The organism is Pseudomonas sp. NFACC41-3 (genome assembly GCF_900109505.1).
GTDB lineage: Bacteria > Pseudomonadota > Gammaproteobacteria > Pseudomonadales > Pseudomonadaceae > Aquipseudomonas > Aquipseudomonas chlororaphis.
The window spans coordinates 210814-234980 of sequence record NZ_FOAE01000005.1; the positions used below are offsets into that span (position 1 = coordinate 210814).

The 24167-nt window shown below is 64.9% G+C and carries 23 protein-coding genes; 17 read left to right on the plus strand and 6 right to left on the minus strand.

The annotated features are described in order from the left end of the window. The first annotated feature begins 339 nt into the window (after positions 1 to 339). The gene (locus BMY68_RS22535) at positions 340 to 1998 is read left to right on the plus strand and encodes a nitrite/sulfite reductase (protein ID WP_085534268.1); all 1659 of its coding nucleotides are present in this window, start codon (positions 340 to 342) and stop codon (positions 1996 to 1998) included. Beyond that, complete coding sequence (locus BMY68_RS22540; RefSeq protein ID WP_007921840.1) at positions 1982 to 2476, plus strand: DUF934 domain-containing protein; 495 nt, start codon at positions 1982 to 1984, stop codon at positions 2474 to 2476. Before BMY68_RS22535 ends, BMY68_RS22540 begins: the two co-directional genes overlap by 17 nt. Before the next feature lie 148 nt (positions 2477 to 2624). Here the strand turns inward: BMY68_RS22540 and sohB are convergent, their stop codons facing one another. Further along, the gene (sohB, locus tag BMY68_RS22545; protein ID WP_085534266.1) at positions 2625 to 3647 is read right to left on the minus strand and encodes a protease SohB; all 1023 of its coding nucleotides are present in this window, start codon (positions 3645 to 3647) and stop codon (positions 2625 to 2627) included. 204 nt (positions 3648 to 3851) lie between these two features. Between sohB and BMY68_RS22550 the strand changes: the two genes are divergently transcribed. The 3 genes from BMY68_RS22550 (at position 3852) to BMY68_RS22560 (ending at position 6928) form a co-directional block, all read left to right on the plus strand. Continuing rightward, entirely contained in the window at positions 3852 to 4562 is a 711-nt protein-coding gene (locus BMY68_RS22550) for a histidine phosphatase family protein (RefSeq protein WP_085534264.1), read from the plus strand. 50 nt (positions 4563 to 4612) lie between these two features. Further along, positions 4613 to 4927, plus strand: a complete 315-nt coding sequence (locus BMY68_RS22555; protein ID WP_007921837.1) for an SCP2 sterol-binding domain-containing protein — start codon at positions 4613 to 4615, stop codon at positions 4925 to 4927. Between the two features lie 282 nt (positions 4928 to 5209). Continuing rightward, positions 5210 to 6928, plus strand: a complete 1719-nt coding sequence (locus BMY68_RS22560; protein ID WP_085534262.1) for a hydrogenase maturation protein — start codon at positions 5210 to 5212, stop codon at positions 6926 to 6928. A 59-nt stretch (positions 6929 to 6987) separates the two neighbouring features. Here the strand turns inward: BMY68_RS22560 and BMY68_RS22565 are convergent, their stop codons facing one another. Beyond that, entirely contained in the window at positions 6988 to 9675 is a 2688-nt protein-coding gene (locus BMY68_RS22565) for an MGH1-like glycoside hydrolase domain-containing protein (RefSeq protein WP_085534261.1), read from the minus strand. A gap of 163 nt (positions 9676 to 9838) precedes the next feature. On the opposite strand from BMY68_RS22565, the gene BMY68_RS22570 reads away from it, so the two are divergent. After that, positions 9839 to 10300, plus strand: coding sequence for a hypothetical protein (locus BMY68_RS22570; protein ID WP_085534259.1), 462 nt, complete (start codon positions 9839 to 9841; stop codon positions 10298 to 10300). Positions 10301 to 10312: 12 nt separating this feature from the next. Here the strand turns inward: BMY68_RS22570 and BMY68_RS22575 are convergent, their stop codons facing one another. Then, positions 10313 to 10717 (minus strand): DUF488 domain-containing protein, encoded by a 405-nt coding sequence (locus BMY68_RS22575; RefSeq protein ID WP_085534257.1) that lies wholly within the window; start codon positions 10715 to 10717, stop codon positions 10313 to 10315. A gap of 216 nt (positions 10718 to 10933) precedes the next feature. Here BMY68_RS22575 and BMY68_RS22580 point away from each other — a divergent pair, with 216 nt between their 5' ends. From BMY68_RS22580 to BMY68_RS22615, 8 genes are all read left to right on the plus strand, one after another. Further along, positions 10934 to 11704: a FadR/GntR family transcriptional regulator gene (locus BMY68_RS22580; RefSeq protein WP_085534255.1), complete on the plus strand. Its 771-nt coding sequence runs from the start codon at positions 10934 to 10936 to the stop codon at positions 11702 to 11704. A gap of 112 nt (positions 11705 to 11816) precedes the next feature. Then, positions 11817 to 13019, plus strand: coding sequence for an ABC transporter substrate-binding protein (locus tag BMY68_RS22585; RefSeq protein ID WP_085534253.1), 1203 nt, complete (start codon positions 11817 to 11819; stop codon positions 13017 to 13019). 81 nt (positions 13020 to 13100) lie between these two features. Continuing rightward, positions 13101 to 13961: a branched-chain amino acid ABC transporter permease gene (locus tag BMY68_RS22590; protein ID WP_009044477.1), complete on the plus strand. Its 861-nt coding sequence runs from the start codon at positions 13101 to 13103 to the stop codon at positions 13959 to 13961. A 2-nt stretch (positions 13962 to 13963) separates the two neighbouring features. Continuing rightward, complete coding sequence (locus BMY68_RS22595) at positions 13964 to 14974, plus strand: branched-chain amino acid ABC transporter permease (protein ID WP_009044478.1); 1011 nt, start codon at positions 13964 to 13966, stop codon at positions 14972 to 14974. Then, positions 14971 to 15723 (plus strand): ABC transporter ATP-binding protein, encoded by a 753-nt coding sequence (locus BMY68_RS22600; protein WP_085534251.1) that lies wholly within the window; start codon positions 14971 to 14973, stop codon positions 15721 to 15723. Before BMY68_RS22595 ends, BMY68_RS22600 begins: the two co-directional genes overlap by 4 nt. Beyond that, a complete protein-coding gene (locus tag BMY68_RS22605) occupies positions 15723 to 16418 on the plus strand; it encodes an ABC transporter ATP-binding protein (RefSeq protein ID WP_007932342.1) in 696 nt (231 codons plus the stop codon). Before BMY68_RS22600 ends, BMY68_RS22605 begins: the two co-directional genes overlap by 1 nt. A 12-nt stretch (positions 16419 to 16430) precedes the next feature. Next, entirely contained in the window at positions 16431 to 17711 is a 1281-nt protein-coding gene (locus BMY68_RS22610; RefSeq protein ID WP_085534249.1) for a Zn-dependent hydrolase, read from the plus strand. Then, positions 17708 to 19120 carry an amidase gene (locus BMY68_RS22615; protein WP_085534247.1) on the plus strand — a complete coding sequence of 471 codons (1413 nt, stop codon included), beginning with the start codon at positions 17708 to 17710 and terminating at the stop codon, positions 19118 to 19120. Before BMY68_RS22610 ends, BMY68_RS22615 begins: the two co-directional genes overlap by 4 nt. Positions 19121 to 19228: 108 nt before the next feature. On the opposite strand, the gene BMY68_RS22620 is transcribed toward BMY68_RS22615, so the two are convergent. Further along, positions 19229 to 19855 (minus strand): thiol:disulfide interchange protein DsbA/DsbL, encoded by a 627-nt coding sequence (locus BMY68_RS22620; protein WP_062825614.1) that lies wholly within the window; start codon positions 19853 to 19855, stop codon positions 19229 to 19231. Between the two features lie 124 nt (positions 19856 to 19979). Beyond that, the gene (locus BMY68_RS22625; RefSeq protein WP_085534246.1) at positions 19980 to 20918 is read right to left on the minus strand and encodes a LysR family transcriptional regulator BsrA; all 939 of its coding nucleotides are present in this window, start codon (positions 20916 to 20918) and stop codon (positions 19980 to 19982) included. 95 nt (positions 20919 to 21013) lie between these two features. Between BMY68_RS22625 and BMY68_RS22630 the strand changes: the two genes are divergently transcribed. From BMY68_RS22630 to BMY68_RS30195, 3 genes are all read left to right on the plus strand, one after another. Further along, positions 21014 to 22183, plus strand: a complete 1170-nt coding sequence (locus BMY68_RS22630) for a sterol desaturase family protein (RefSeq protein ID WP_009044485.1) — start codon at positions 21014 to 21016, stop codon at positions 22181 to 22183. Between the two features lie 25 nt (positions 22184 to 22208). Beyond that, positions 22209 to 23318, plus strand: a complete 1110-nt coding sequence (locus BMY68_RS22635) for an SMP-30/gluconolactonase/LRE family protein (RefSeq protein ID WP_085534244.1) — start codon at positions 22209 to 22211, stop codon at positions 23316 to 23318. Positions 23319 to 23458: 140 nt separating this feature from the next. Further along, positions 23459 to 23596, plus strand: a complete 138-nt coding sequence (locus BMY68_RS30195) for a PA0050 family protein (protein ID WP_007932359.1) — start codon at positions 23459 to 23461, stop codon at positions 23594 to 23596. A gap of 175 nt (positions 23597 to 23771) precedes the next feature. On the opposite strand, the gene BMY68_RS22645 is transcribed toward BMY68_RS30195, so the two are convergent. Beyond that, positions 23772 to 24005 carry a DUF465 domain-containing protein gene (locus BMY68_RS22645; RefSeq protein WP_009044487.1) on the minus strand — a complete coding sequence of 78 codons (234 nt, stop codon included), beginning with the start codon at positions 24003 to 24005 and terminating at the stop codon, positions 23772 to 23774. Positions 24006 to 24167: the final 162 nt, after the last annotated feature.

Below are 24167 nucleotides of genomic sequence, written 5' to 3' on the forward strand. Positions count from 1 at the left end.
TGATCAGAAAGAGAATGGCCCAAGCATCGACAGCGCTGTCGCTTTTCCTTGCTTTGGTTGGATTGCTCATAGCATCGCCTCTTGTCGGTTTTATCGGTGATTGCACAAAGACTCGAGCACAGTTAAGTCGAGGATTGCCCTCACCACAAATGTGGGTTTGAGCCGGTTGGATACCGTTAGTCGTTTTGGTTCTTTGCATATACTCAAACATCACTTTTGCGCATAACTGCAAACTGGTATCTTCGCCCGGCTCCGTTGGGAGTGCGCGGCCGTGCGCGCAGAATTTCTTGGGTGACATCCGCCTCTGCGTCACCTGATAAGCCTGAGAACAGGATCTATATGTACGTATACGACGAGTACGATCAGCGGATCATCGAGGACCGCGTCAAGCAGTTCCGTGATCAGACCCGGCGCTATCTGGCAGGCGAGCTGAGCGAAGAAGAATTCCGCCCTCTGCGCCTGCAGAATGGCCTCTATATCCAACGTTTTGCCCCGATGCTGCGGGTGGCGGTGCCTTATGGCCAGCTGACTTCGCGCCAAGCACGGATGATGGCCAAGATCGCTCGCGACTACGACAAGGGCTACGCCCACATCAGTACCCGGCAGAACGTGCAGTTCAACTGGCCGGCGCTGGAAGACATCCCGGACATCCTGGCTGAGCTGGCAACCGTACAGATGCACGCCATCCAGACCAGCGGCAACTGCCTGCGCAACGTCACCACCGACCAGTTCGCCGGCGTCGCCGCCGATGAGCTGATCGATCCGCGCCCCTGGTGTGAAATCGTCCGTCAGTGGACCACCTTCCACCCTGAATTCGCCTACCTGCCGCGCAAGTTCAAGATCGCCATCAACGGTTCGACCTCGGACCGCGCGGCCATCGAAGTCCACGACATCGGCCTGGAGCCGGTGCACAACGCCGCCGGCGAGCTGGGCTTCCGGGTCCTGGTCGGTGGCGGCCTGGGCCGGACCCCGGTGGTCGGCGCCTTCATCAACGAGTTCCTGCCGTGGCAGGACCTGTTGAGCTACCTCGACGCCATCCTGCGGGTCTACAACCGCTACGGCCGGCGTGACAACAAGTACAAGGCGCGGATCAAGATCCTGGTCAAGGCCCTGACCCCAGAGGTGTTCGCCGAGAAGGTCGAAGCGGAAATGGCTCACCTGCGCGGCGGCCAGACCACCCTGACCGAAGCCGAAGTGCATCGCGTGGCCAAGCACTTCGTCGATCCGGACTACAAGGCCCTGGTCAACCAGGATGCCGAACTGGCCGAACTCGACAAACAATATCCGGGCTTCGCCCGCTGGCGCACGCGCAACACCCTGGCCCACAAGAAGCCGGGCTATGTCGCCGTGACCCTGTCGCTGAAACCCACGGGCGTAGCCCCGGGCGACGTCACCGACAAGCAGTTGGACGGCATCGCCGACCTGGCCGATCGCTACAGCTTCGGCCAGCTGCGCACCTCCCACGAGCAGAACGTGATTCTCGCCGACGTCGAGCAGAGCCAGCTGTTCAGCCTGTGGGGCGAGCTGCGCGAACAAGGTTTCGCCACGCCGAACATCGGCCTGCTGACCGACATCATCTGCTGCCCGGGCGGCGACTTCTGCTCCCTGGCCAACGCCAAGTCGATCCCGATCGCCGAATCCATCCAGCGCCGTTTCGACGACCTGGACTACCTGTTCGACATCGGCGAGCTGGACCTGAACATCTCCGGCTGCATGAACGCTTGCGGCCACCACCACGTGGGCCATATCGGCATCCTCGGGGTGGACAAGAAAGGCGAAGAGTTCTATCAGGTTTCCCTCGGTGGCAGCGCCAGCCGCGACGCCAGTCTGGGCAAGATCCTCGGTCCGTCCTTCGCCCAGGACGACATGCCCGACGTGATCTCGAAGCTGATCGACGTGTACGTGGAGCAACGTACCGAAGACGAGCGCTTCATCGACACCTACCAACGTATTGGCATCGACCTCTTCAAGGAGCGCGTCTATGCAGCGAATCATTAAGAACAACGAGGTCATCGACGAAACCTGGCACCTGCTGCCCAAGGACGCGACCCTCGACGGCATTTCCAACTGCGACGACCTGATCGTGCCGCTGGCCCTGTGGCGCGAGCACGCTCACGCCCTCAAGGCCCGCGACGGCGGTCTGGGCGTGTGGCTGGACGCCGATGAAGAAGCCGAGGAGATCGGCGATGACGTGCAGCACTTCCAGGTCATCGCCCTGAACTTCCCGGCCTTCACCGACGGCCGCAACTACTCCAACGCCCGCCTGCTGCGCGACCGCTACGGCTTCAAGGGCGAACTGCGGGCGATCGGCGATGTGCTGCGCGACCAGCTGTTCTACCTGCGCCGCTGCGGGTTCGACGCCTACGCCCTGCGCGCCGACAAGGACCCGTACGAAGCCCTGGAAAGCCTCAAGGACTTCTCCGTGACCTACCAGGCCGCCACCGACGAACCGCTGCCGCTGTTCCGTCGCCGCTAAGGCCCGAGCCAACAAAAAGCCCTGGACCGGGAAACCGGTTCAGGGCTTTTTTGTGTCTGTCATCTTTAAACGCGGCATCTTTAACGCGGTGCCCGCGATCGTGGGCAAGCCTCGCGCCTACAGAAGAAACTCGTTCCCGCAGTGTCCCTTACCAGAAACGCTGCTGGGTCAAGCGACTCCACCAGGTCAGCAGCACACGGTCGACAGAATTGCTGGCCGCCAGCCCTACCCGCTCCTGCAGGCTCTTGCGCTCGGCGTAGTGCAGGTGGAACAGCTCGGCGCTCTTGGCGCGCTCGGCCAGGTATTCGTCGCTGGTTTTCAGCTCATCGACCAGTTTTTTCTCCTGCGCCGCGACACCCAGCCAGACTTCACCGGTGGCCACGTCGTCGATGACCAGCTGTGGCCGGTAACGGGAGACGAAGTTCTTGAACAACTGATGGGTGACATCCAGGTCTTCCTGGAATTTCTCCCGGCCCTTTTCAGTGTTTTCGCCAAACACGGTCAGGGTGCGTTTGTATTCCCCGGCAGTCAGCACTTCGAAGTCGATATCGTGCTTTTTCAGCAGGCGGTTGACGTTGGGCAACTGCGCCACCACGCCGATCGAGCCGAGGATGGCGAACGGCGCGCTGATGATCTTCTCGCCAATGCACGCCATCATGTAGCCGCCGCTGGCCGCGACCTTGTCGATGCACACCGTCAACGGCACGCCGGCCTGGCGAATCCGCGCCAGTTGCGACGAGGCCAGCCCATAGCTGTGCACCATGCCGCCGGCGCTTTCCAGGCGCAGCACCACTTCATCCTTGGGCGTGGCCAGGCTCAGCAGCGCGGTGATTTCGTGGCGCAGCCCCTCAGTGGCCGAAGCCTTGATATCGCCGCTGAAATCCAGCACGAACACCCGCGGTTTTTCCTCGTGCTGCTTCTTGTGTTTTTTTTCGGCCTTGGCCTCGGACTTGCGCAGTGCCTTGAGCTGGTCCTTGTCGAGCAGGCTCTGCTCCAGACGCTCGCGCAGGCCCTTGTAGAAATCGTTGAGCTTGCTCACATGCAACTGCCCGGCGCCCTTGCGCCGGCCTTTGCTGCGCAGCGAGGCAGCGGTGATCAGCACCACCAGGATGGCGATGACCAGGGTGACGGTTTTGGCCAGGAAACTGGCGTACTCGGAGAGAAACTCCACAGGGACTCCTTAAAGACGTGCATCACTGCCAACACGTGGCGGAATGGCTCCAGCATACCGGCGCAGACAGGCGTCGGCCAGTCGCGAAACCTCCTGTTACCGTGCTCTAACGGGCATTTCAAACAAGCGTATGTTTTTTCATTGACAGCTCACCGGCATCCTCATAACCTCGCAAAACTTTCAACGTACCGGGATGACGCGGACGTGGGCAGCATCTATCTGATTCGACATGGCCAGGCCTCCTTCGGTGCGGACGACTACGACGTCCTCTCGACCACGGGTATTCGCCAGGCCGAAGTGCTCGGTCAACACCTGGTCGAACTGGGCGTGAACTTCGACCGCTGCCTGGCGGGCGACCTGCGTCGCCAGCAACACACCGCCAATTCCGCCCTGCAGCAGTTCAGCGCCGCGGGCCTGCCCACGCCGATCCTGGAAACCGATTCGGCGTTCAACGAATTCGATGCCGACGCGGTAATCCGCGCCCTGCTGCCCGCCATGTTGTCCGAGGAGCCCGACGCCCTGGACATCCTGCGCAACGCCGCGCAGAACCGCGCCGAGTTCCAAAGAATCTTCGCCCTGATCATCGACCGCTGGCTGGCCGGCACCTACGATCCACCGGGCCTGGAAAGTTGGCTGGGGTTCGTCGAACGGGTGCAGGCCGGCCTGCAGCGAATTCTGGAACAGGCCGACAACACTCAGAAAATCGCCGTGTTCACCTCCGGCGGCACCATCACCGCCCTGCTCCACCTGATTACCCGGATGCCTGCCGCCCAGGCCTTCGAACTGAATTGGCAAATCGTCAATACCTCGCTCAACCTGCTGAAGTTTCGCGGTCGCGAGGTTGCCCTGGCTTCCTTCAACAGCCATGCCCACCTGCAACTGTTGAAGGCCCCGGAACTCATCACTTTCCGCTGAGTCCGGATCACTGTGACCCTTGCTGTAACAACCCATAAAAGGATCGAACCATGACCTCCGTAGCCGACGCCGTACAAGCCATGAAAGCCAAGTTCAACCCAGCTGCCGCTGCCGGCCTGGACCTGGTTTTCGGTTTCCGTATCGATGACACCAAGAACTTCTCGCTGATCGTCAAAGACAGCACCTGCGAGCTCAAGGAAGGCGAGAACCCGGACGCCCAGGTCACGCTGGTAATGGACGGCGAAACCCTGCAAGGCATCGTCAGCGGCGAAACCGACGGCATGCAGGCCTTCATGGGCGGCAAGCTGCGCGCCGAAGGCGACATGATGCTGGCGATGAAGCTGAGCGAACTGTTCCCGGCCTAAGTAAGCGCTTCCCCAGAGAAGCCCTTGTCTTGTCCACGAATCCCGCCTTCCGGCGGGATTCGTCGTTTCAGCGACGTCGTTCTGACGCCTGCGTCCTCCAGCCCATCGACGGCAATCTTGAATCCTCAGTCGGGCAATCCCGCGCCTCAAAAAACCACGCCACACACTTGATTGATCTCGATCAGCAGACCGCATGCGCAGCCCCACTACTCTGGCGCCTCCATCGGCCAGGGACGGCTTTCGGAACGGCCGGCCCCGCTTCATCCTCAAGGAAGAGTCGCTATGCAATCGCTGAAGATCATTCTGCTGTCCACCGCCTTCAACGGTCTCACCCAGCGTGCCTGGCTGGACCTGCGCCAGTCCGGCCATCGTCCCAGCGTGGTGCTGTTCACCAACGAAGAAGACGTTTGCCGGCAGATCGAACAGGCCGACGCCGACCTGGTGATCTGTCCCTTCCTCAAGGACCGGGTGCCCGAGCAGCTGTGGCGCCACCCGACCCGTCCGGTGATCATCATTCACCCGGGCATCGTCGGCGACCGCGGCGCCAGCGCCCTGGACTGGGCCATCAGCAACAACCTCGAACGCTGGGGCGTCACCGCCCTGCAGGCGGTGGAAGAAATGGACGCCGGGCCGGTCTGGTCCACCTGGGAATTCAAGGTGCCAGCGCAGGTGCGCAAGTCCGAGCTGTACAACGGGCCGGTGGCCGACGCGGCGATCTACTGCATCCGCGATGTGGTGGAAAAATTCGGCAGCGACTTCGTCCCTGTGCCCCTGGACTACAGCCAGCCGCAAGTGCGCGGCCGCCTGCAACCGAACATGAAACAGGACGACCGCAGCTTCAGCTGGCACGACAGCGCCGCCTTCATCAAGCGCTGCATCGACGCCGCCGATGGCCAGCCCGGGGTCCTGGCCAGCCTCGCCGGCGGCCAGTACTACCTGTATGACGCGCACCTGGATAACCGCAGCGGCATCCCCGGCGAACTGCTGGCGGTGCACGACGATGCCGTGCTGGTGGCCTGCGGCGACCGCAGCCTGTGGATCGGCTCCCTCAAGCGCAAGGCCCGGCCAGGCACCGAACACTTCAAGCTGCCGGCCCGCCATGTGCTGGCCGGCCAACTGGACGGCGTCCCTCACCTGGACTGGTCGGTCGCCAGCGAGCCGTTCAGCGACGAGGCCTACCAGCCGATCCGCTACCGCGAGTCGGGCCACGTCGGCGAGCTGACCTTCGAGTTCTACAACGGCGCCATGAGCACCGAACACTGCCAGCGCCTGGTCAGCGCGCTGCAATGGGCCAAGGCCCGGGACACCCAGGTGCTGCTGATCAAGGGCGGGCGTGGCGCGTTCTGCAACGGCGTGCACCTCAACGTGATCCAGGCCGCGCCGGTGCCGGGCCTGGAAGCCTGGAACAATATCCAGGCCATCGACGACGTCTGCAAGGAGCTGCTCAGCGCCCGCCAGCTGGTGGTCAGCGGCCTAACCGGCAATGCCGGGGCCGGCGGCCTGATGCTGGCGCTGGCGGCCGACGTGGTGCTGGCCCGGGCCAATACCGTCTACAACCCGCACTACAAGAGCATGGGCCTGTACGGTTCGGAATACTGGACCTACAGCCTGCCCCGCGCCGTCGGCCACGCCATGGCGCACAAACTCACCAACGAGTGCCTGCCGATCAACGCCTTCCAGGCCCTGCAGATGGGCATGGTCCAGGAAGTCGGCCCGCGCTGCCCCGACGAATTCGGCTTGTGGTTGCTGCAACGGGCCAACGCCGTGCTGACCGAACCGAAATACCAGGCCCTGCGCGAGCGCAAGGCCAACGCCGACCCGCAACTGATGCAGCACTGCCGCAACGCCGAGCTGGAACAGATGCACCTGGACATGGTGCAGAACCGCCACGGCTTCGCCGAGAAATGCGCCGGCTTCGTCTACAAGCGCAAGACCTGCTGCACCCCGCAGCGGTTGATCGAGGATTGGGCGGTGCCGCAGCCAGATACCTTGAGCGCCTGATCCCCCGTCCCTGTAGCCGCTGGCGCAGCCTGCGATCGACCCGCAGGGGCGCAGCGTTCTCAAGACCGCTGAAGGCCCTGCAGGCCTTGTCGCAGCCTCGCAGGCTCGGCAGCGGCTACAGGCTGCAACAACAACGCCACCAGCGCCGTCCAGCCGGTCTGGTGGCTGGCCCCCAGGCCGCGGCCGGTGTCGCCGTGGAAGTACTCGTGGAACAGCAGCAGATCCCGGTCCCGGGGATCGGCCTGCAACTGCGCGTAGGCGCACATCGATGGGCGTCGTCCGTCCTCGTCGCGCAGGAACAGGCGGGTCAGGCGCTGGCTCAGGCTGTCGGCGACTTCCTCCAGGGACGCCAGGTAACCGGAACCGCTGGGGTATTCCACCGAGAAGTTGTCGGCGTAGTAGCGATGAAACTCGCGCAGCGATTCGATCAGCATGTAGTTGATCGGCATCCACAGCGGCCCGCGCCAGTTGGAGTTGCCGCCATACAGCCGTGAGTCGGAATCGGCCGGCGCGTAACGGGCGCACAGTTGGTGACCGTCGACCTGCAGCGCAAAGGGTTGTTCGGCGAAGTTTCTGGACAGTGAGCGAATGCCGAAGTCGGAAAGAAACTCCGCCTCGTCGAGCATGCGCTTGAGCAGGTCCTTGGTGCGTTCACCACGCAACAGTGCCAGCAACAGGCGATTGCCCTGCCCCGGTTCGTTCCAGCGCGACACCAGGCTGGCCAGGTCCGGCCGATGGTGCATGAACTCCAGCAAGCGCTCACGCAGCCCCGGCAGGCATTCGTGTTCATGCTGTTCCAGCACCTGCACGGCGAACAGCGGCATCAGGCCGACGATGGAGCGCAGGCGCAGCGGTTCGTTGCCACCGTCGGGGCGATGCAGCACGTCGTAGAAGAACCGGTCCTGCTCGTCCCACAGCCTTGTGTCGTCGTTGTCCAGCCGGTTGATGGCCCCGGCGATGTACAGGAAGTGCTCGAAGAACTTCACCGCGATATCCACGTACACCGGGTTGCGCCTGGCCAGTTCCAGGGCAATGCGCATCAGGTCCAGGGCATAGGCCGCGACCCAGGCGGTACCGTCGGCCTGGTCCAGGGTGTAGCCCGGCGGCAAGGGCGCCGAGCGGTCGAACAGGCCGATATTGTCGAGGCCGAGGAAACCGCCCTGGAACAGGTTGCGCCCTTCTGCGTCCTTGCGGTTGACCCACCAGGAGAAGTTCAGCAGCAGCTTGTGGAAGATCCGCTCGAGAAAGTCCATGTCGCCCTGGCCGGTCAGGGCCTTTTCCCGCAGGTACACCCGCCAGCTGGCCCAGGCATGCACCGGCGGGTTGGCGTCGTCGAAGCGCCACTCGTAGGCCGGCAACTGCCCGTTGGGATGCATGAAGCGGTCTTTGACCAGCAGCAACAGCTGGTGCTTGGCGAAGCCCGGATCGATCAAGGCCAGGGCCACCGCCTGGAAACCCAGGTCCCACGAGGCGTACCAGGGGTATTCCCAAGTGTCGGGCATGGCCACGATGTCGAAGTTCGCCAGGTGCCGCCAATGGCTGTTGCGCAGATGCGCGTGTGGCGCCGGCGGCGCGGGCTGGCCGGGGTCGCCATCGAGCCAGCGGTTGACGTCGAAATCGTAGAGTTGCTTGGACCACAGCAGCCCGGCCAGGGCCTGGCGCTGCACATTGCGCGCGTCGGCATCGGCGATGCCCTGTTGCAGCGCGGCGTAGAACGCGTCGGCCTCGGCCCGCCGTTGTTCGAACAGGCGCCTGGCGCTGACCTGGGGCGAGCCAGTCGGAGCAAAACGCAGGTATACGCTTTTGCTCTCCAGCCCGGCCAGCTCCAGGGTGAAGTGGGCGGCGGCGCGGGTTCCGCCGTCACGGGCAATGGCGCTGGCGGAACCTCCCAGCAAGTAGTCGTTGATGCCGTCCTTGAACGGGCCGGGCGCGGCGAGGCCATCGAGCTTCGGGAAGTTGGTTTCGTTGTTGCAGAACAGCCACTCGCAACGCTCCGGCCCCCAGGCGCTGACCTGCATCGGCGAGCACCGCGGATGCCGGGCCAGCAATTGCTCGCCCTCCAGGCGCAAGCTCGGCTTGCGCGAGTCGCCGCCCCAGCTCCAGGTATTGCGCGCCCACACCTGGGGCAAGACCCGCAAACGCGCCGGCTGATGAAAACGGTTGTGCACCGTGACCCGCATGAAGATGTCGTCGACCGCGTGCTTGGCGTATTCCACGGTCACGTCGAAGTAGCGATCGTCCTCGAATACCCCGGTGTCGAGGATCTCGTACTCGGTATCGTCCAGGCCGCGCCGGGCGTTTTCCCGCAGCAGGTCCTCATAGGGAAAGGCCGCCTGCGGGTATTTGTAGAGCATGCGCATATAGGCATGACTGGGCACGCCATCGAGGTAGAAATACAGCTCCTTGACGTCTTCGCCGTGATTGCCTTCGGCGTTGTTCAGGCCGAACAGGCGCTCCTTGAGAATGCTGTCGCGCTCGTTCCACAGGGCCAGCCCCAGGCACCAGTGCTGGGCCTTGTCGGAGAACCCCGCCAGCCCGTCCTCGCCCCAGCGGTAGGCACGGCTGCGCGCATGGTCGTGGGGAAAGTAGGCCCAGGCATCGCCATCGGCGCTGTAGTCCTCGCGCACCGTGCCCCACTGCCGCTCGCTCAGATACGGCCCCCACTCGCGCCAGGGTTCGCAGGCCTCGCCATTGAGGCGCTGGCCTTCGACCGTTTCGAGGATGCTTGCCGCCGCTGCTGCCGTCATGGGGTGTCCGTGAGCCATGGAGGTGAAAGCCAGTGTCGGGGCTGGTGGCGCCGGCGGCCCATGACAAATGTTTCATGGTGCGAGGCGCCCATCACCCAGGCCCCCCCGCAGGCTGAAGCTTGGCTAGGCTATAAGCATGCCCCGTGAATGCCTGGGAGGTCCGATGAACCGCGCGATCCTGAGCCCTTTGAGCCTGGTCCTGGCCCTGTTGGCCGGCTGCGCCAGCCCGCCCGAAGTCATCGACAAGGAAGCGGCAGCCATCGCCGAAGGCGTGCTGGCCTTTCGCGATATCTGCCTGAAGTCCGCGCCCTCCTTCGCCGGGGCCGACAACGCGGCCAAGGCCTATGGCATCGCCAGGCTGGACGATGCCGGGTACGCGCGGATGGGGCTCAGGCCGGACCACAGCCTTGGGGTCCAGGTGCAGAAAGGCAAGCAATGCGCGGTGACCACGCCGTCGCAGCGGGACAAGACCCTGACCGAGCAATTTCTCAAGCTGGCCGAGCAGTTCTCCAGCACCCCGGTGGCGCAGCACCTGCCGGCGAAAATCACCCTCGACAACCAGACCTTCCTGCTGATGCACGACCGACGCGGCGGCGAGGCTTATGTGATGTTGAAGCAACTCTGAAGCGCAGCGCCTTCATTCAGGTGGCGACAGATGCGCATAACAGACCGGCGAACTGCCCTCGCCCTGCCGGTCCAGCTCGTCCTCCAGCCACTCGGCCAGCACCCGGGCATTGTTGTGCGCTTCATCGTGGGCCGAATACACCAGGGTCAAGCGACCCTTTTGCGCGCGTTCCAGCAACGCCCACCAATGCTCGGGGCGGGCCGCCAGTTCCTGGCGGTAACGGCTGCGGAAGGTGGCGAAATCCAGCTCGCCGGTCTTGAAGGCGCGACGCAATCCGCTGGACGGCGCCAGGTCTTTCAACCACTCGTCCAGCGGCAATCGGTCCTTGCGACAGTTGCGCGGCCACAGGCGATCCACCAGCACCCGATAGCCGTCGTCGGCGCTCGCCGGCTCGTAGGCACGTTTGCACAGAATCATGATTTCCTCCCGTCTATGGCAGCGCATGGCCTGCCATCAGCTTAGTGGCTGGACACAGGATGGAGGACCTTCGGCAAGCGCCTCGCCGCCACTCATCCTGGTTCTGATTACGACCCTCCCACATCGAAAACGACAGCTCGCCCCCAGGACGATTGACGCAGCGGGCCCAGCCCTATTAAGTACTATTTATCCGCATTAATACGATAAATCGAAAACATGCTCAAACGACCTGTTCGCCGCAAACGCCAGAAGCTTTCCGACGTGATTGTCGAGTCGGTCAAGCGTTCCATTGTGATCAACGCCCTGCGTCCCGGCGATCGCTTGCCGACCGAGCGCGAATTGATGGAAAGCTTCCAGTGTTCCAAGGGTTCGGCCCGCGAAGCGCTCAAGGCGCTGGAGGTCGAAGGGCTGGTCAACACCCGCACCGGCCCCAGCGGCGGCGCCTACCTGAACCAGGCCGGCACTGAACCGGCGAGCCGCGCCCTGCGCAATTACCTGCACTTCCAGCAGATGGACGGCGAGCAGGTGTACCAGTTGCGCAAGGTCATCGAGGTGGAGCTGGCGGTGTCGGTGATCGGCCGCCTGAGCGCTGACGATTTTGCGGCGCTGCAGGCCAATATCGACTTCTGCAGCGCCCCGGAAGACAGCGAGGCCGGCCAGCGCGAACAGCGCATCGCCGAGCTGGAGTTCCACAACCTGCTGGGCCGCGCCTGCCCCAACCCGCTGCTGAGTTTCATGGCGCAGTTCCTCAACGACCTGCTGCGCGACCTGGTGGTGCTGAAGAAAGCCTACAAGCCCAAGCGCAAGCAGTTCGACGCCGCCAACCTCGATTACCACAAGCGCCTGTTGCTGGCCTTCAAAGCCGAGGACGAAACCGCGGTACGCCAGCTGATGCACGAGCACATGTGCGACGCCGAACACCATATGAGCGCCCTCGAGGGCGAGGTCACCCAACACTTCCTGCTGGAGTTCGACCACCACCATTGATAACCGCCGTACCCGCCACACGCCGCTTCGCCAATAACAAAGCCTGAACACAGGCTGCTGCGCCGTTTTGCCATTGCCACTCCTGCCAATAACTAAACCAGGGAGTTACCCCATGCAGCGTCGTACGTTGTTGAAAGCCAGTCTGACCGTTGCCGCAGGCCTCAGCCTTCCGCTGGGGGTGCGCAACGCCTTTGCCGCCGAACCCTTTACCTTCTACGGGCTCAAGTCGATGTCCGGAGCCTTCGCCAGCTACGGCAAGTTCGCCGACATGGGCTCGCGCCTGGCAGTGGAACAGTACCCGACCCTGCTCGGCCGCCCGCTGAACTACAAGGTGATCGACACCGAAGGCAACGCCGGCAAGGCGGTGCGCAAGGTGCAGGAGGCGATTGCCCAGGACGGCGCGCGATTCTTCCAGGGCTGCACCCTGTCGTCTTCGGCGCTGGCGGTGGCCAAGGAGGTGGGCAAGGTCAACGGCGTGTTCATGACCCCGGTGGGCGCCGACGAAGTCACCGGCAAGGACTGCAATGCCTCGACCTTTCGCTGGTCGGTGCCGACCTACGGCGCCATTCGCGAAACCATGGTGCCGCTGATCAAGCGCCTGCCCGAGGCCAAGCGCTGGTACACCATCACCCCGCAATACGTATTCGGCGAAGCACTGCTGGAAGGCGCCAGACAGGTGTGCGCCGAGCATGGCATCGAGCACGTCGGCAACAGCTACCACTCGTTGCAGGAGCAGGAATTCTCCGGCTACCTGACCAACGCCATCGCCGCCCAGCCCGACGTGCTGGTGCTGCTCAACTTCGGCAGCCAGTCCTCCAACGCCCTGCGCCAGGCGGTCAACTTCGGCATCAAGGAACGCATGAAAGTGCTGCTGGTGTGGTCCGCCGGGCTCGACCAGTTCCAGGAACTGGGCAGCGACGTGCTCGAAGGCATCTACCTCGGCGCGCAGTACTGGCACCAGGTCGACACCCCGCTCAACCGCGAGCTGGTCAAGCTGACCCAGGCCAGGTACGGCATCAACCCCACCTACCCGCTGGCCGCCGACTACATCGGCACCAAAATCATGCTCGACACCATAGTCGCCACCGGCAGCTTCGACGGCGCAACCGTGGCCAAGGCCATGCAAGGCCTGACATACCAGGGACCGACCGGCGAGGAAAGCATCCGTGCCGGCGACCATCAGGTGATCAAGGATTACTACCTGCTGCAGGGCAAGGCCACGGCCAGCATGCGCGACAAGGACGACCTGGCCGAAGTGCTCAGCTCCGGGCGCTCGTTCCCGGATGTCGGCGCCACCGGCTGCAACCTGGCCTGACCCCGACCGACCTTTTCATCGCTGGCTAGAGGCAGCGGGCCGCCCGACGACAGTCGCCGGCCCCCTGTCGAGGGTACCCGCATGCTCAATCTTTACCTGTTCCAGATCCTCAACGGCCTCGGCCTGGGGATGATCTACTTCCTGATCGCGGTGGGCCTGACGATCATTTTCGGCCTGCTGAACTTCGTCAACTTCGCCCACGGCGCGTTCTTCCTGCTTGGGGCCTACATCTGCTACACCGCCGTCAGCCTCACCGGCAGCTTCTGGCTGGCGCTGCTGGTCGCGCCGCTGGTGGTCGCGGCCCTGGCCTGGGCCATCGAGCGATTATTGATCCAGCGCATCTACCACCTGCCCCACACCTTCCAGATCCTGGTGACCCTGGGCATCGCGCTGATCATCCAGGAAGCCAGCGTGCTGATCTGGGGCCCCGTCGGCAAAAGCGTCGCGGTGCCGGAACTGCTGCGCGGCGTGCTGATCGTCGGCGACTTCGTCTACCCCTACTACCGCCTGTTCCTCATCGTCTTCTCGGCGCTGGTCGGGCTGGCGCTGTGGCTGCTGCTGGAGCGCACGCGCTTCGGCGCCCTGGTGCGCGCCGGCAGCGAAAGCACCGAGACCGTGTCGCTGCTGGGCACCAACATCTTTCGCCTGTTCTCCATGACCTTCGCCCTCGGCGTGGCCCTGGCCGGGATCGCCGGGGTGCTGTTCGCCCCATTGCGCGGCGCCCAGCCCTTTGTCGGCCCGGAAATCCTCGGCGTGGCCTTCGTGGTGGTGGTGATCGGCGGCATGGGCTCGTTCAGCGGCGCGCTGGTGGGTGGCCTGCTGGTGGGTGTGGTGCAGAGCCTGATGACCACCCTCTGGCCGCAAGGCGCCAGCCTGATGATCTACGGCGCCATGGCGGCGGTGATTCTGGTCCGTCCCTACGGCCTGTTCGGGAGAGCATGAACATGAGCGAGAAAAATCCCCTGCCGTTCGCCAAGACCCAGTCGCGCGCCCTGCCGTGGCTGGTGGTCGCGGTACTGATCGGCCTGCCGCTGGTGCTGCCGTCGGCGACCCTGGCCACCGAGATCCTGATCTTCGCCCTCGCGGCGCTGGCCTGTAACCTGCTGCTGGGCTACACCGGCCTGCTGTCGTTCGGCCAGGGCATCTTCTTCGGCGCCGGGGCCTACTGCGCCGCGCTGCTGATGATCCACCTGCAGCTGGGCCTGTTCAGCGCCCTGTTCGGCGCGGCCCTGGTGGGCGCGTTGCTGGCGTTGCTGGTGGGCGCCCTGGCGATCCGGCGCACCGGCATCTACTTCGTGATGCTGACCCTGGCCTTCAGCCAGATGGCCTACTTCATCGCCTACACCCTGAGCGACTGGACCGGCGGCGACAACGGCCTGCTCAGCGTGCCGCGCCCGGAGATCCGCCTCGGCGACACCGTGCTGCTGTCGCTCGGCGATGCGCGCTACTTCTACGCCTTTGTCGCGGTGCTGTTCCTGCTGATCTTCATCGGCGCGCGCCGGGTGATCGCCTCGCCGTTCGGCAGCACGCTGATGGCGATCCGCGAGAACGAAACCCGCGCCGCCGCCATCGGCTACGACACCCGGCACTTCAAGATCCTGGTGTTCATGCTGTCCGGCGCGGTCACCGGGATCGCCGGGGCGCTGTACGCCATGCTCCTGCATTTCGTACCGCTGTCGAACATCGACCTGGCGATGTCGGAAAACATCCTGATCATGACCATAGTCGGCGGCACCGGCTCGCTGTTCGGCTCCCTGCTGGGCGCCGGTTCCATCGTGCTGCTCGGCGAGTTCCTGTCCGACCTCTGGCCACGCTGGCTGATGCTGCTGGGGATCATCCTGATCCTGGTGGTGGTGTTCATGCGTGGCGGTTTGTGGGGCGGCCTGTCGAGCCTGTTCGAACGCATCCGGGGGCCACGCAAGGCGGCCCTGCCGACCGAGGAGAAACTGTCATGACGCAGTACCTGCTGCAAACCCAGGACCTGGAGCTGGCCTATGGCGCCTTCCACGCGGTCAACGGCGTCAACCTGAAGGTCGAGGCCGGCACCATCCACACCATCATCGGCCCCAACGGCGCCGGCAAGACCAGCCTGTTCCACTGCCTGACCGGCGAACGCCAGGCCACCGCCGGGGCGATCCTGTTCAACGGCAAGAACATCATCAAGAAACCGGCCCACGGCCGGGTCGGCCTGGGCATGGCCCGTTCGTTCCAACTGACCAGCCTGTTCCAGAACCTCAGCGTGCGGGAAAACCTGCGCCTGGCCGCCCAGGGCCGCGATGGCCTGGCGGCGCTGAACTTCTGGCGCCACGTCGACAGCCGCCGCGAACATCTGGAGATGGCCGACCAGGTGCTCGAACGCCTGCAACTGACGGCACGCGCCGACACCCTCGCCGGCGAACTGTCCCACGGCCAGCAGCGGGTGCTGGAAGTCGGCATGTCGATCTGCTCCAGACCGAAACTGCTGATGCTCGACGAGCCGACCTCCGGCATGGGCATCGACGACATCCCGATTATGACCCAGCTGATCAGCGACCTGGGCCGCGACCACACGGTGCTGCTGATCGAACACAACATGAGCATCGTCATGTCCATCAGCCAACGCATCACCGTCATGAGCCACGGCCAGATCCTGGTCGAGGGCACACCGCAATTCGTCCGCGCCGACGAGCGCGTGCGCAGCGCCTACCTGGGAGAAGCCGCCTGATGCTGACCGTCGAGAATATCCATTCCTACTACGACAAGAGCCACGTCCTCGAAGGCGTCTCACTGCAGGTCGACGCCGGCGAGCTGGTGACCCTGCTGGGGCGCAACGGCGCAGGCAAGACCACGACCCTGCGCAGCATTCTCGGGATCATCTGCCCGCGCCAGGGGCAGATCCGCTTCAACGGCCAGGAGCTGGTGGGCAAGAAGATCTTCGAGATCGCCCGCCAGGGCCTGGCGCTGGTGCCGGAACACCGCGGCATCTTCCGCCTGCTCAGCGTCGAGGAAAACCTGCGCATCGCCCAGCGCAAGAGCAGCCGCTGGCAGCTGGAGGATGTCTACGGCATGTTCCCGCGCCTCAAGGAGCGGCGCAAAAACGCCGGCCACGCGCTGTCCGGCGGCGAGCAGCAGATGCTCGCCATCGCCCGTGCCCTGCTCAACGATCCCAAGCTGCTGATTCTCGACGAACCCACCGAAGGCCTGGCCCCGGTGATCGTCGACGAGCTGGTGAAGATCCTGCGCAAGATCAAGGACGACGGCCTGCCGGTGCTGCTGGTGGAACAGAACCTGATGGTCTGCGACAAGCTCGCCGACCGCCATTACGTCCTCGAACAGGGGCGCGTGGTCTACCAGGGCAGCGCCGCGGACTTTCGCGCCGACCCAAGCATCAAGAACCGCTACCTGGCCCTGAGCGCCTGAGGGGAGAGTGAAATGAACCGTCCGATTGTGTCCGTACCCCCGTTGCAAGACGCCACCCCGCTGGTCAACCGCGAACGCCTCTGGCAATCGCTGATGGACCTCGCGCAGCTGGGCGCCACCGCCAAGGGCGGCGTGTGCCGCCTGGCCCTGACCGACCTCGACCGCCAGGCCCGCGACCTGTTCGTGCGCTGGTGCGAAGAGGCCGGGTGCAGCGTCAGCATCGACGGCATCGGTAATATCTTCGCCCGCCGCGCCGGGCGTAACCCGCAGCTGCCGCCAGTAATGACCGGCAGCCATATCGACACCCAGCCCACCGGCGGCAAGTTCGACGGTTGCTACGGGGTGATGGCCGGCCTGGAGGTGATCCGCACCCTCAACGACCTCGGCCTGCAGACCGAGGCGCCGCTCGAGGTGGTGGTCTGGACCAACGAAGAAGGCTCGCGCTTCCCGCCGTGCATGATGGGCTCCGGGGTGTTCGCCGGTAAGTTCGACCTCGACGACACCCTGCGCAAGCAGGACGAACAGGGGCTGTCGGTGGGCAGCGAGTTGCGGCGCATCGGTTATGCCGGCTCGCGGGCGGTGCTCGGCCATCCGGTGGGCGCGTATTTCGAGGCGCACATCGAACAGGGCCCGGTGCTGGAAGACCGCCAGACCACCATAGGCGTGGTCATGGGCTGCCTCGGCCAGAAGTGGTTCGACCTGACCCTGACCGGGGTCGAGGCCCATGCCGGGCCGACGCCGATGCACCTGCGCAAGGACGCCCTGGTGGGCGCCGCCCAGGTGGTCAGCGCGGTCAACCGCATCGCCCACGAGCAACAGCCCCACGCCTGTGGCACGGTCGGCTGCCTGAGCCTGCACCCGGGCTCGCGCAACGTGATTCCCGGCCAGGTGCAGATGACCCTCGACCTGCGCCACCTGCATGCCGACAAACTGCAAACCATGGTCGACGAGGTGCGCCAGGTGATCGAGGACACCTGCCAGCAGCACGGCCTGGGCTTCGAGCTGACCCCCACCGCCGATTTCCCGCCACTGGACTTCGACCCCGCCTGCGTCGCCGCGGTACGCCAGGGCGCCGAACAGCTGGGCCTGAGCCATATGGACATCGTCAGCGGCGCCGGGCACGACGCGATCTTCATCGCCGAGCTGGGCCCGGCCGGAATGATCTTCGTGCCCTGCGAAGGCGGCATCAGCCACAACGAAATCGAAAACGCCGCGCCCCAGGACCTGGCCGACGGTTGCGCCGTGTTGCTGCGGGCCATGGTCAACGCGGCGCAAGCAGGAGCGACGGCATGACCCGACACCGCGAAATCGCCGAGATGAGCGGCGTCGAACTGCTCGCCCATTACCGTGACAAACGCCTGTCGCCGGTGGAAGCGACCGAAGACGCCCTGGCGCGCATCGAGCGCTTCAACCCGCAGGTCAACGCCTATTGCCATGTCGACCCGCAAGGCGCGCTGGACGCGGCAAAAGCCTCCGAGCAGCGCTGGTTCAAGGGCCAGCCCTGCGGTGCGCTGGACGGCGTGCCGGCCTCGATCAAGGACCTGACCTTGACCCGTGGCATGCCCACCCGCAAGGGCTCGAAAACCACCTCCGCCAGCGGCCCCTGGGACGTCGATGCGCCCTTCCCGGCCTTTATGCGCAACGCCGGCGCGGTGCTGCTGGGCAAGACCACCACCCCGGAATTCGGCTGGAAAGGCGTGACCGACAACCCGCTGTACGGCATCACCCGCAACCCCTGGGACACCCGCACCACCGCCGGCGGTTCCTCCGGCGGCGCGGCCGCCGCGGCCGCGCTGAACCTCGGCGTGCTGCACCAGGGCAGCGATGCCGGTGGTTCGATCCGCATTCCCTGCGCCTTCACCGGCACCTTCGGGATCAAGCCGACCTTCGGCTACGTGCCGCAGTGGCCGGCCAGCGCCATGACTATCCTCTCGCACCTGGGGCCGATGACCCGCACCGTCGACGATGCGGTGCTGATGCTGCAAACCGTCGCCCGCCCGGATGCCCGCGACGGCCTTGCCGGGGCCCCACGCAGCACGCCCTGGTTGCCGCAGAGCACTGATCTCAAAGGCCTGCGTATCGCCTACAGCGCCGATTTCGGCTACGTGAAGGTGCAACCACAGGTAGCACGGGTGGTGGCCCGGGCGGTGGAACGCCTGGCGCAACTGGGCGCCGACGTCGAGCAGGTCGACCCGGGGTTCAGCGACCCGCTGGAACTGTTCAATACCCTGTGGTTCGCCGGCGCCGCGCGGCTGGCCGGGCAACTGAGCCAGGAGCAACGCCAGCAGCTCGACCCGGGCCTGCTGCGCATTGCCCGGCAGGGCCAAGGCATCAGCCTTCACGACTACACCCTGGCCCTGGAAGCCCGCGCGGCGCTGGTGGCGCACATGGCCGGGTTCCACAGGCGCTACGACCTGCTGGTCTCGCCCATGCTGCCGCTCACCGCCTTCGCCGCCGGGCACAACGTGCCGCCGGGTTCCGGCCTGGGCGAATGGATGGAATGGACGCCCTTCAGCTACCCCTTCAACCTCACCCAGCAACCGGCCGCGTCGGTGCCGTGCGGCTTCGCCGAGGACGGCTTGCCGGTGGGCCTGCAGGTGGTGGGGGCGCGGTTTGCCGATGATCAGGTGCTGCGCCTGTGCCGCGCTTATGAGCAGGCGTTCCCGAGCCCGCATCCGCAGGCGCCGCGGATCAAGGACTGACCGCGCTTGTGAGGGGCATCGCTAGCGATGCCCTTTTTGACTGCCGCTCGATGCCCTTGGGCCGCTGTCGAGCCTCGCCGGCTGGACAGCGGCCAGGGGATCGAGGGCTTATTTTGCCGCCCGCACCTGGGCGATCAACTGGTCCGCCACCGCGAACAGGCCCTTGGCGCCGTCGTTGGTCATGCCGAAGCGGTACTTGCCGTCCACCACCAGCGAGGGCACGCCGGTGGCCTGGTAGGCCGCGGTGCGTTTTTTCGCGTCCATCACCTTGGCCTGCACGGCGAAGGAGTTGTAGGTGGCGAGGAACTTCGCCGGCTCGATGCCCTGGCCTTTGAGCAGCTCGGCCATGGCCTCGGGGGTTTTCAGGCGGTTGCCGCCGTGGATCGCCTCGAATACCGCGTGGTGCACCTCGGGCTTGGCGTCCATGGTCGCCAGGGTCAGGTACAGCTGGCCGTAGACATCCCAGATCCCGCCGAACATGGCCGGCAGCTTGACGAAGTTCACGTCTTCGGGAAGCTGGGCGGCCCAGGGGTTGATCGAGGCTTCGAGGTTGTAGCAGTGGCCGCAGCCGTAGGAAAACAGTTCCACCACTTCGATCTTGCCGGGCACGACCTGCGGCACGGCATCCTTGAGTTCCACGTACTGGCTGGCATCCACCGCCGCCATGGCGGTCTGCCCGGCCAGGCCAAAGAGGCAGCTGGCTGCCAGGGCAATGTTCAGAATCGAGTGACGCATGCAATCTCCAATGGGTTGGCGCCTCTGAGTCAGCACGGCTGCTCGTCAAGCGGGCCCCAAAGGATACAGGCGGTGTCCGCGGTGCCAATCAGACTCGTCTTAATCTTTTGTTGGTTTTTTGTCATCAGCGCCCGGACAGCTCCGGCTGCTGCACGAACCGGGCGGCCAGGGCGATGATCTCCTCGCGCAGCCAGCGATGCCCCGGCCCCCGCTCCTGCTGGCGATGCCAGATCAGGCTGACCTGCACCGGCGGCGCCACCAAGGGCAGCTCGGCGATGCGGATCGGCATCAGCGCGCAGAAGTGCTCCGCCAGGCGCCGCGGCACCGTGCCCAGCAAATCCGACTGGGCGACGATCAAGGGAATGCTCAGGTAATGCGGGACGAACAGCTGCACATGGCGCTGGACCTTGGCCGAACCGAGGACGATCTCCAGCGGCGAGCCGCGCCCGCCCCGGTCCGGGATCGCCACGTGCTGGCTCTGTTCATAGGCCTTGAGGCCGAGCTGTGGCTCGAAGGCCGGGTGGTCGATACGGCCGATCACCACCAGTTGCTCTTCCAGCAGCGGCTGGTAGCAGAGGTCGGGATCGTCGAAGTACAGGTAGTCCACCGCCAGGTCGAGCATCCCGGTGGTCAGCCAGGCCGGCAGGGAGTCGGCGGCATCGCTGCGCACCGCCAGGCGGACCTTGGGCGCGGCGCTTTGCAAACGGCGTGACAACGCCGGCAACAGGCGCGCCTGGGCGTAGTCGTTCATCGACAGGGTAAAGGTCTGGTCGGAGGCCGCCGGGTCGAACTCGCTGCCAGGGTCCAGGCCTTCCTGCAGCAGGCGCAGGGCCTGGCGCACCGAACCGTGCAGCACATGGGCCCGCGGCGTCGGCTGCATGCCCCGCGCGGTGCGGATGAACAGCGGCTCGTCGAGCTGGCTGCGCAGGCGCGCCAGGGCGTTGCTCACGGCCGGCTGGCTGAGGTTCAGGCGTACCGCCGCGCGGGACAGGTTCTGCTCCTGCATCAGCGCGTCGAACACCAAGAGCAGGTTGAGATCCAGGCGTCGCAAATTCAGCTTCATGAATAATGCCCATTCCGAATATCCATTAGCTGGATAATTCGAGCAGGACTAATCTGCTGTCAACAAGAACAATAAAAACCCACAGGAGAACGGCCTTGAGGCAAACCACCCTGGCATTTCGCGAGCGTTACCGCGCCGCGGTTCATCCGCGCTACAACCCGTGGCTGCACGGCGGTTTCGTGCTGGCCTATGGCATCGCGTGCATCGCCCTGCTGTGGAGCACCCTGCACCAGGTACAGCCCCTGGAGTGGCTGGCGGTGCCGGTGGCGCTGCTGTTCTTCAACCTGTGCATCTACGTCGTGCACCGCTGGCTGGGCCACCATAAACAGGCCTTCGCGCGGATGTTCTACGCCCGCCACAGCGGCGATCACCACAGTTTCTTCGTGCCCGGGTACATGACCTACGACGGCCCCCGGGACTGGCGGGTGATCCTGTTTCCGGCCTGGCTGATCGTGGTCCACAGCCTGCTGTTCGCCCTGCCGCTGTGGTGGCTGCTGCAGTTGTGGAATGCCAATGTCGCGGCGCTGTTCGCCAGCTGCACCCTGATCGGTTACCTGGCCTACGAGGTGTTCCATGCCTGCGAACACTTGCCGCCCGAACACCCGCTGGCACGGCTGCCATGGATCCGCCAGATGCGCCGCCTGCATGAGCTGCATCACCGTCGCGAGCTGATGCAGGAGCGCAATTTCAACATCGTCCTGCCGCTGATGGATTACCTGTTCGGCACCCTGTACTGGGAGCCGGAACCCGCTACCTCCTCTCTATCGACAAGGTCCTCGTCCATGACCCGCATGCAGCATCAGATCGATATTCCGCGCAACCCGGTGGCCCTGCTCGACTATGCCTGCGCCTCCAGCCGCTGGCCGGAGTGGCACCCGTCTTCATTGAAGGTCCAGGGTCCGGCCGGGGCCCTGCCCGCCGGCGCGCGCTTCGAGGAAGACATCCACGCAGGCGGGCGCAGCGGGCACCTGAGCTGGCAGGTCGACGAGTACCTGCCCGGGCAGCGCTGGAGCGCTGCGGCCAAGGGCGATCATGGCCTGGAGCTGGTGGTGACCTACGAGTGCCAGGCGCTGGACGCCCACCGCACGCGGTTTATCCGCACCCTGGAATACCGCTTTACCGGCCTGCTGATGCGCCTGGGCAATCGCCTGTTATTCAGAAGGCGGATAGAACGGGAGTCCGCCGACTCCCTGCTAGCCTTGTGCGAAATGGCGCAACGGGCAATTCCCCGGGGCGCCGACGTCGCGCCGCAGAGCACGACCTGAACCCATCACCCAGGAGCCGCCCTCGATGAAGCCCGTCGCACCCCGTCGGATCAAGTTTCGCCATCTGCTGTTGGTCGTGGTCATCGCCATCGGCGCCTTTCTGCTGCTGATGCCGACCAAGGTCCAGCCATTGGCCTGGACCCCGTCGCCAGCGCCTTCACTGAAAAGCGGCCTGTACGCCGAGAACCAGAAGCTCAAGGGCCTGCAGGCGGTGGGCGCGCTGAATATCGACGGGCCGGAAGCCCTGCTGCTGGAAGACGGCTCGCTGATCAGCGGCCTGCATGACGGGCGGGTGATTCGCACCGCCCTGGACGGCAGCGCCCTGCAGGTACTGGCCAATACCGGCGGGCGCCCCCTGGGCCTGGCCCGACATCCGGATGGCCGGCTGATCATCGCCGACGCGGTCAAGGGCCTGCTGGCGCTGGACGCCAAGGGGCAGCTGAGCACCCTCACCACCTCCGCCAACGGCCTGCCCTTCGGTTTTACCGACGATGTGGCGGTGGACGCCGCCGGGCGTTATGCCTACTTCAGCGACGCCACCAGCCGCTGGGGCTACGGCCAGGATGGCGAGGCGGTCATCGAGCACGGCGGCGACGGGCGCCTGCTGCGCTATGACTTCCAGACCGGCCAGACCGAACAGTTGCTGGACGGCCTGGAGTTCGCCAACGGCGTCGCCCTCGGGCCCCAGGAAGCCTATGTGCTGGTCAACGAAACCGGCGCCTACCGGATCAGCCGCTACTGGCTCAGCGGCGCCAAGGCCGGCACCCACGACCTGTTCATCGACAACCTGCCGGGGCTGCCGGACAACCTCAGCTTCAACGGCCAGGGGCGTTTCTGGGTGGCGCTCTACGCCCCGCGCAATGTCCTGCTGGACGGCACCGCGCCCTACCCGCGGGTGCGCAAGATGATCGTGCGGGCCATGACCCTGCTGCCCAAGCCGGTGGAAAAACGCGGCTTCGTCCTCGGCCTGGATACCCAGGGCCAGGTCATCGCCAACCTGCAGGACGCCAGCGCCGGCAACTACGCGCCCATCACCACGGTGCGCGAATACGCCGACGCCCTGTACTTCGGCTCGATCAAGGCCACGCATATGGCACGCCTGCCGCTGAGCGTCGCGCTGTCAAAGGCGCCTTGATGCGATAACGGCATGGGCACCGGCATGCTCGCCAGATTCTGATCTAAGCTGTCCCGCGCGGCGCCGTCACAGGCGCCCACCAAGGAAAGACAAACAATCGAATCCGATTGATTCCCATCACATTGAGAGTGGATACCCCCATGAAAATCAAAATCCTCCTGGCTTCCCTGCTGCTCACTTCATCCCTGTCGGCGCTGGCCGCGTGCCCGGTATTCGGACCATCCGAAGATCCCTGCGCAGGCCCGGTATTCGGCCCGAGCACCTGCGAGTGCCCTTGAGGCAGGCAGGCGCTGAAACAGGCGCGCCCGACTCGGGCGCGTCTCGCCAAGGGTGCGGGTCGATACAGGGGAGTAAACGGGCAAATAGCGGAAAGAGCAGCCAATGCTCTGGATTGCGCAGAACCTGGCGAGACGCCCGAAGCCTCGGGACATCTCGCTCAGGACAGGGTCGGGGTCAGAAGCGGGCAGTCAGCTTCTCGGAGATTTCATCCTTGATCAGCAGCCGCTTTTCCTTGAGTCGTTTCAGCTCCTCGTCAGCGGCCGCCGCGGCCTCCGCTTTGAGCACCTGATCATCAATGCTGGAGTATTTATCGAACAAGGCATTCAAGTGCGGGTCATTGGCCCGACGCTGTTGAATGTCTTCTTTGCTGTAGCTCAGGTCCTGATACAGGTCATGGGGCACCGGCATGAAACACCTCCGTTTGTTGATCGGTAGCAAGCCCATTTACACGCGCTTGCCAGTTACCAGAATGACCTCGACCACCGCTGTCTGTCGACCGCCAATCAGACCAGCGGTAACCGTTCGTCGCCTACAGCGGCACTGCCCGCGACCCACCGCCAGCCCCAACAA

Excerpts from the sequence above, each read along its gene's own strand:
- BMY68_RS22610 (WP_085534249.1), top strand. The coding sequence starts at position 16,431 with ATGAACCGTCCGATTGTGTCCGTACCCCCGTTGCAAGACGCCACCCCG.
- BMY68_RS22600 (WP_085534251.1), top strand. The coding sequence starts at position 14,971 with ATGACGCAGTACCTGCTGCAAACCCAGGACCTGGAGCTGGCCTATGGC.
- BMY68_RS22625 (WP_085534246.1), bottom strand. The coding sequence starts at position 20,918 with ATGAAGCTGAATTTGCGACGCCTGGATCTCAACCTGCTCTTGGTGTTC.
- BMY68_RS22575 (WP_085534257.1), bottom strand. The coding sequence starts at position 10,717 with ATGATTCTGTGCAAACGTGCCTACGAGCCGGCGAGCGCCGACGACGGC.
- BMY68_RS22570 (WP_085534259.1), top strand. The coding sequence starts at position 9,839 with ATGAACCGCGCGATCCTGAGCCCTTTGAGCCTGGTCCTGGCCCTGTTG.
- BMY68_RS22605 (WP_007932342.1), top strand. The coding sequence starts at position 15,723 with ATGCTGACCGTCGAGAATATCCATTCCTACTACGACAAGAGCCACGTC.
- BMY68_RS22565 (WP_085534261.1), bottom strand. The coding sequence starts at position 9,675 with ATGACGGCAGCAGCGGCGGCAAGCATCCTCGAAACGGTCGAAGGCCAG.
- BMY68_RS22590 (WP_009044477.1), top strand. The coding sequence starts at position 13,101 with ATGCTCAATCTTTACCTGTTCCAGATCCTCAACGGCCTCGGCCTGGGG.
- BMY68_RS22585 (WP_085534253.1), top strand. The coding sequence starts at position 11,817 with ATGCAGCGTCGTACGTTGTTGAAAGCCAGTCTGACCGTTGCCGCAGGC.
- BMY68_RS30195 (WP_007932359.1), top strand. The coding sequence starts at position 23,459 with ATGAAAATCAAAATCCTCCTGGCTTCCCTGCTGCTCACTTCATCCCTG.
- BMY68_RS22615 (WP_085534247.1), top strand. The coding sequence starts at position 17,708 with ATGACCCGACACCGCGAAATCGCCGAGATGAGCGGCGTCGAACTGCTC.
- BMY68_RS22540 (WP_007921840.1), top strand. The coding sequence starts at position 1,982 with ATGCAGCGAATCATTAAGAACAACGAGGTCATCGACGAAACCTGGCAC.
- BMY68_RS22580 (WP_085534255.1), top strand. The coding sequence starts at position 10,934 with ATGCTCAAACGACCTGTTCGCCGCAAACGCCAGAAGCTTTCCGACGTG.
- BMY68_RS22645 (WP_009044487.1), bottom strand. The coding sequence starts at position 24,005 with ATGCCGGTGCCCCATGACCTGTATCAGGACCTGAGCTACAGCAAAGAA.
- BMY68_RS22555 (WP_007921837.1), top strand. The coding sequence starts at position 4,613 with ATGACCTCCGTAGCCGACGCCGTACAAGCCATGAAAGCCAAGTTCAAC.
- BMY68_RS22560 (WP_085534262.1), top strand. The coding sequence starts at position 5,210 with ATGCAATCGCTGAAGATCATTCTGCTGTCCACCGCCTTCAACGGTCTC.
- BMY68_RS22620 (WP_062825614.1), bottom strand. The coding sequence starts at position 19,855 with ATGCGTCACTCGATTCTGAACATTGCCCTGGCAGCCAGCTGCCTCTTT.
- BMY68_RS22635 (WP_085534244.1), top strand. The coding sequence starts at position 22,209 with ATGAAGCCCGTCGCACCCCGTCGGATCAAGTTTCGCCATCTGCTGTTG.
- BMY68_RS22535 (WP_085534268.1), top strand. The coding sequence starts at position 340 with ATGTACGTATACGACGAGTACGATCAGCGGATCATCGAGGACCGCGTC.
- BMY68_RS22595 (WP_009044478.1), top strand. The coding sequence starts at position 13,964 with ATGAGCGAGAAAAATCCCCTGCCGTTCGCCAAGACCCAGTCGCGCGCC.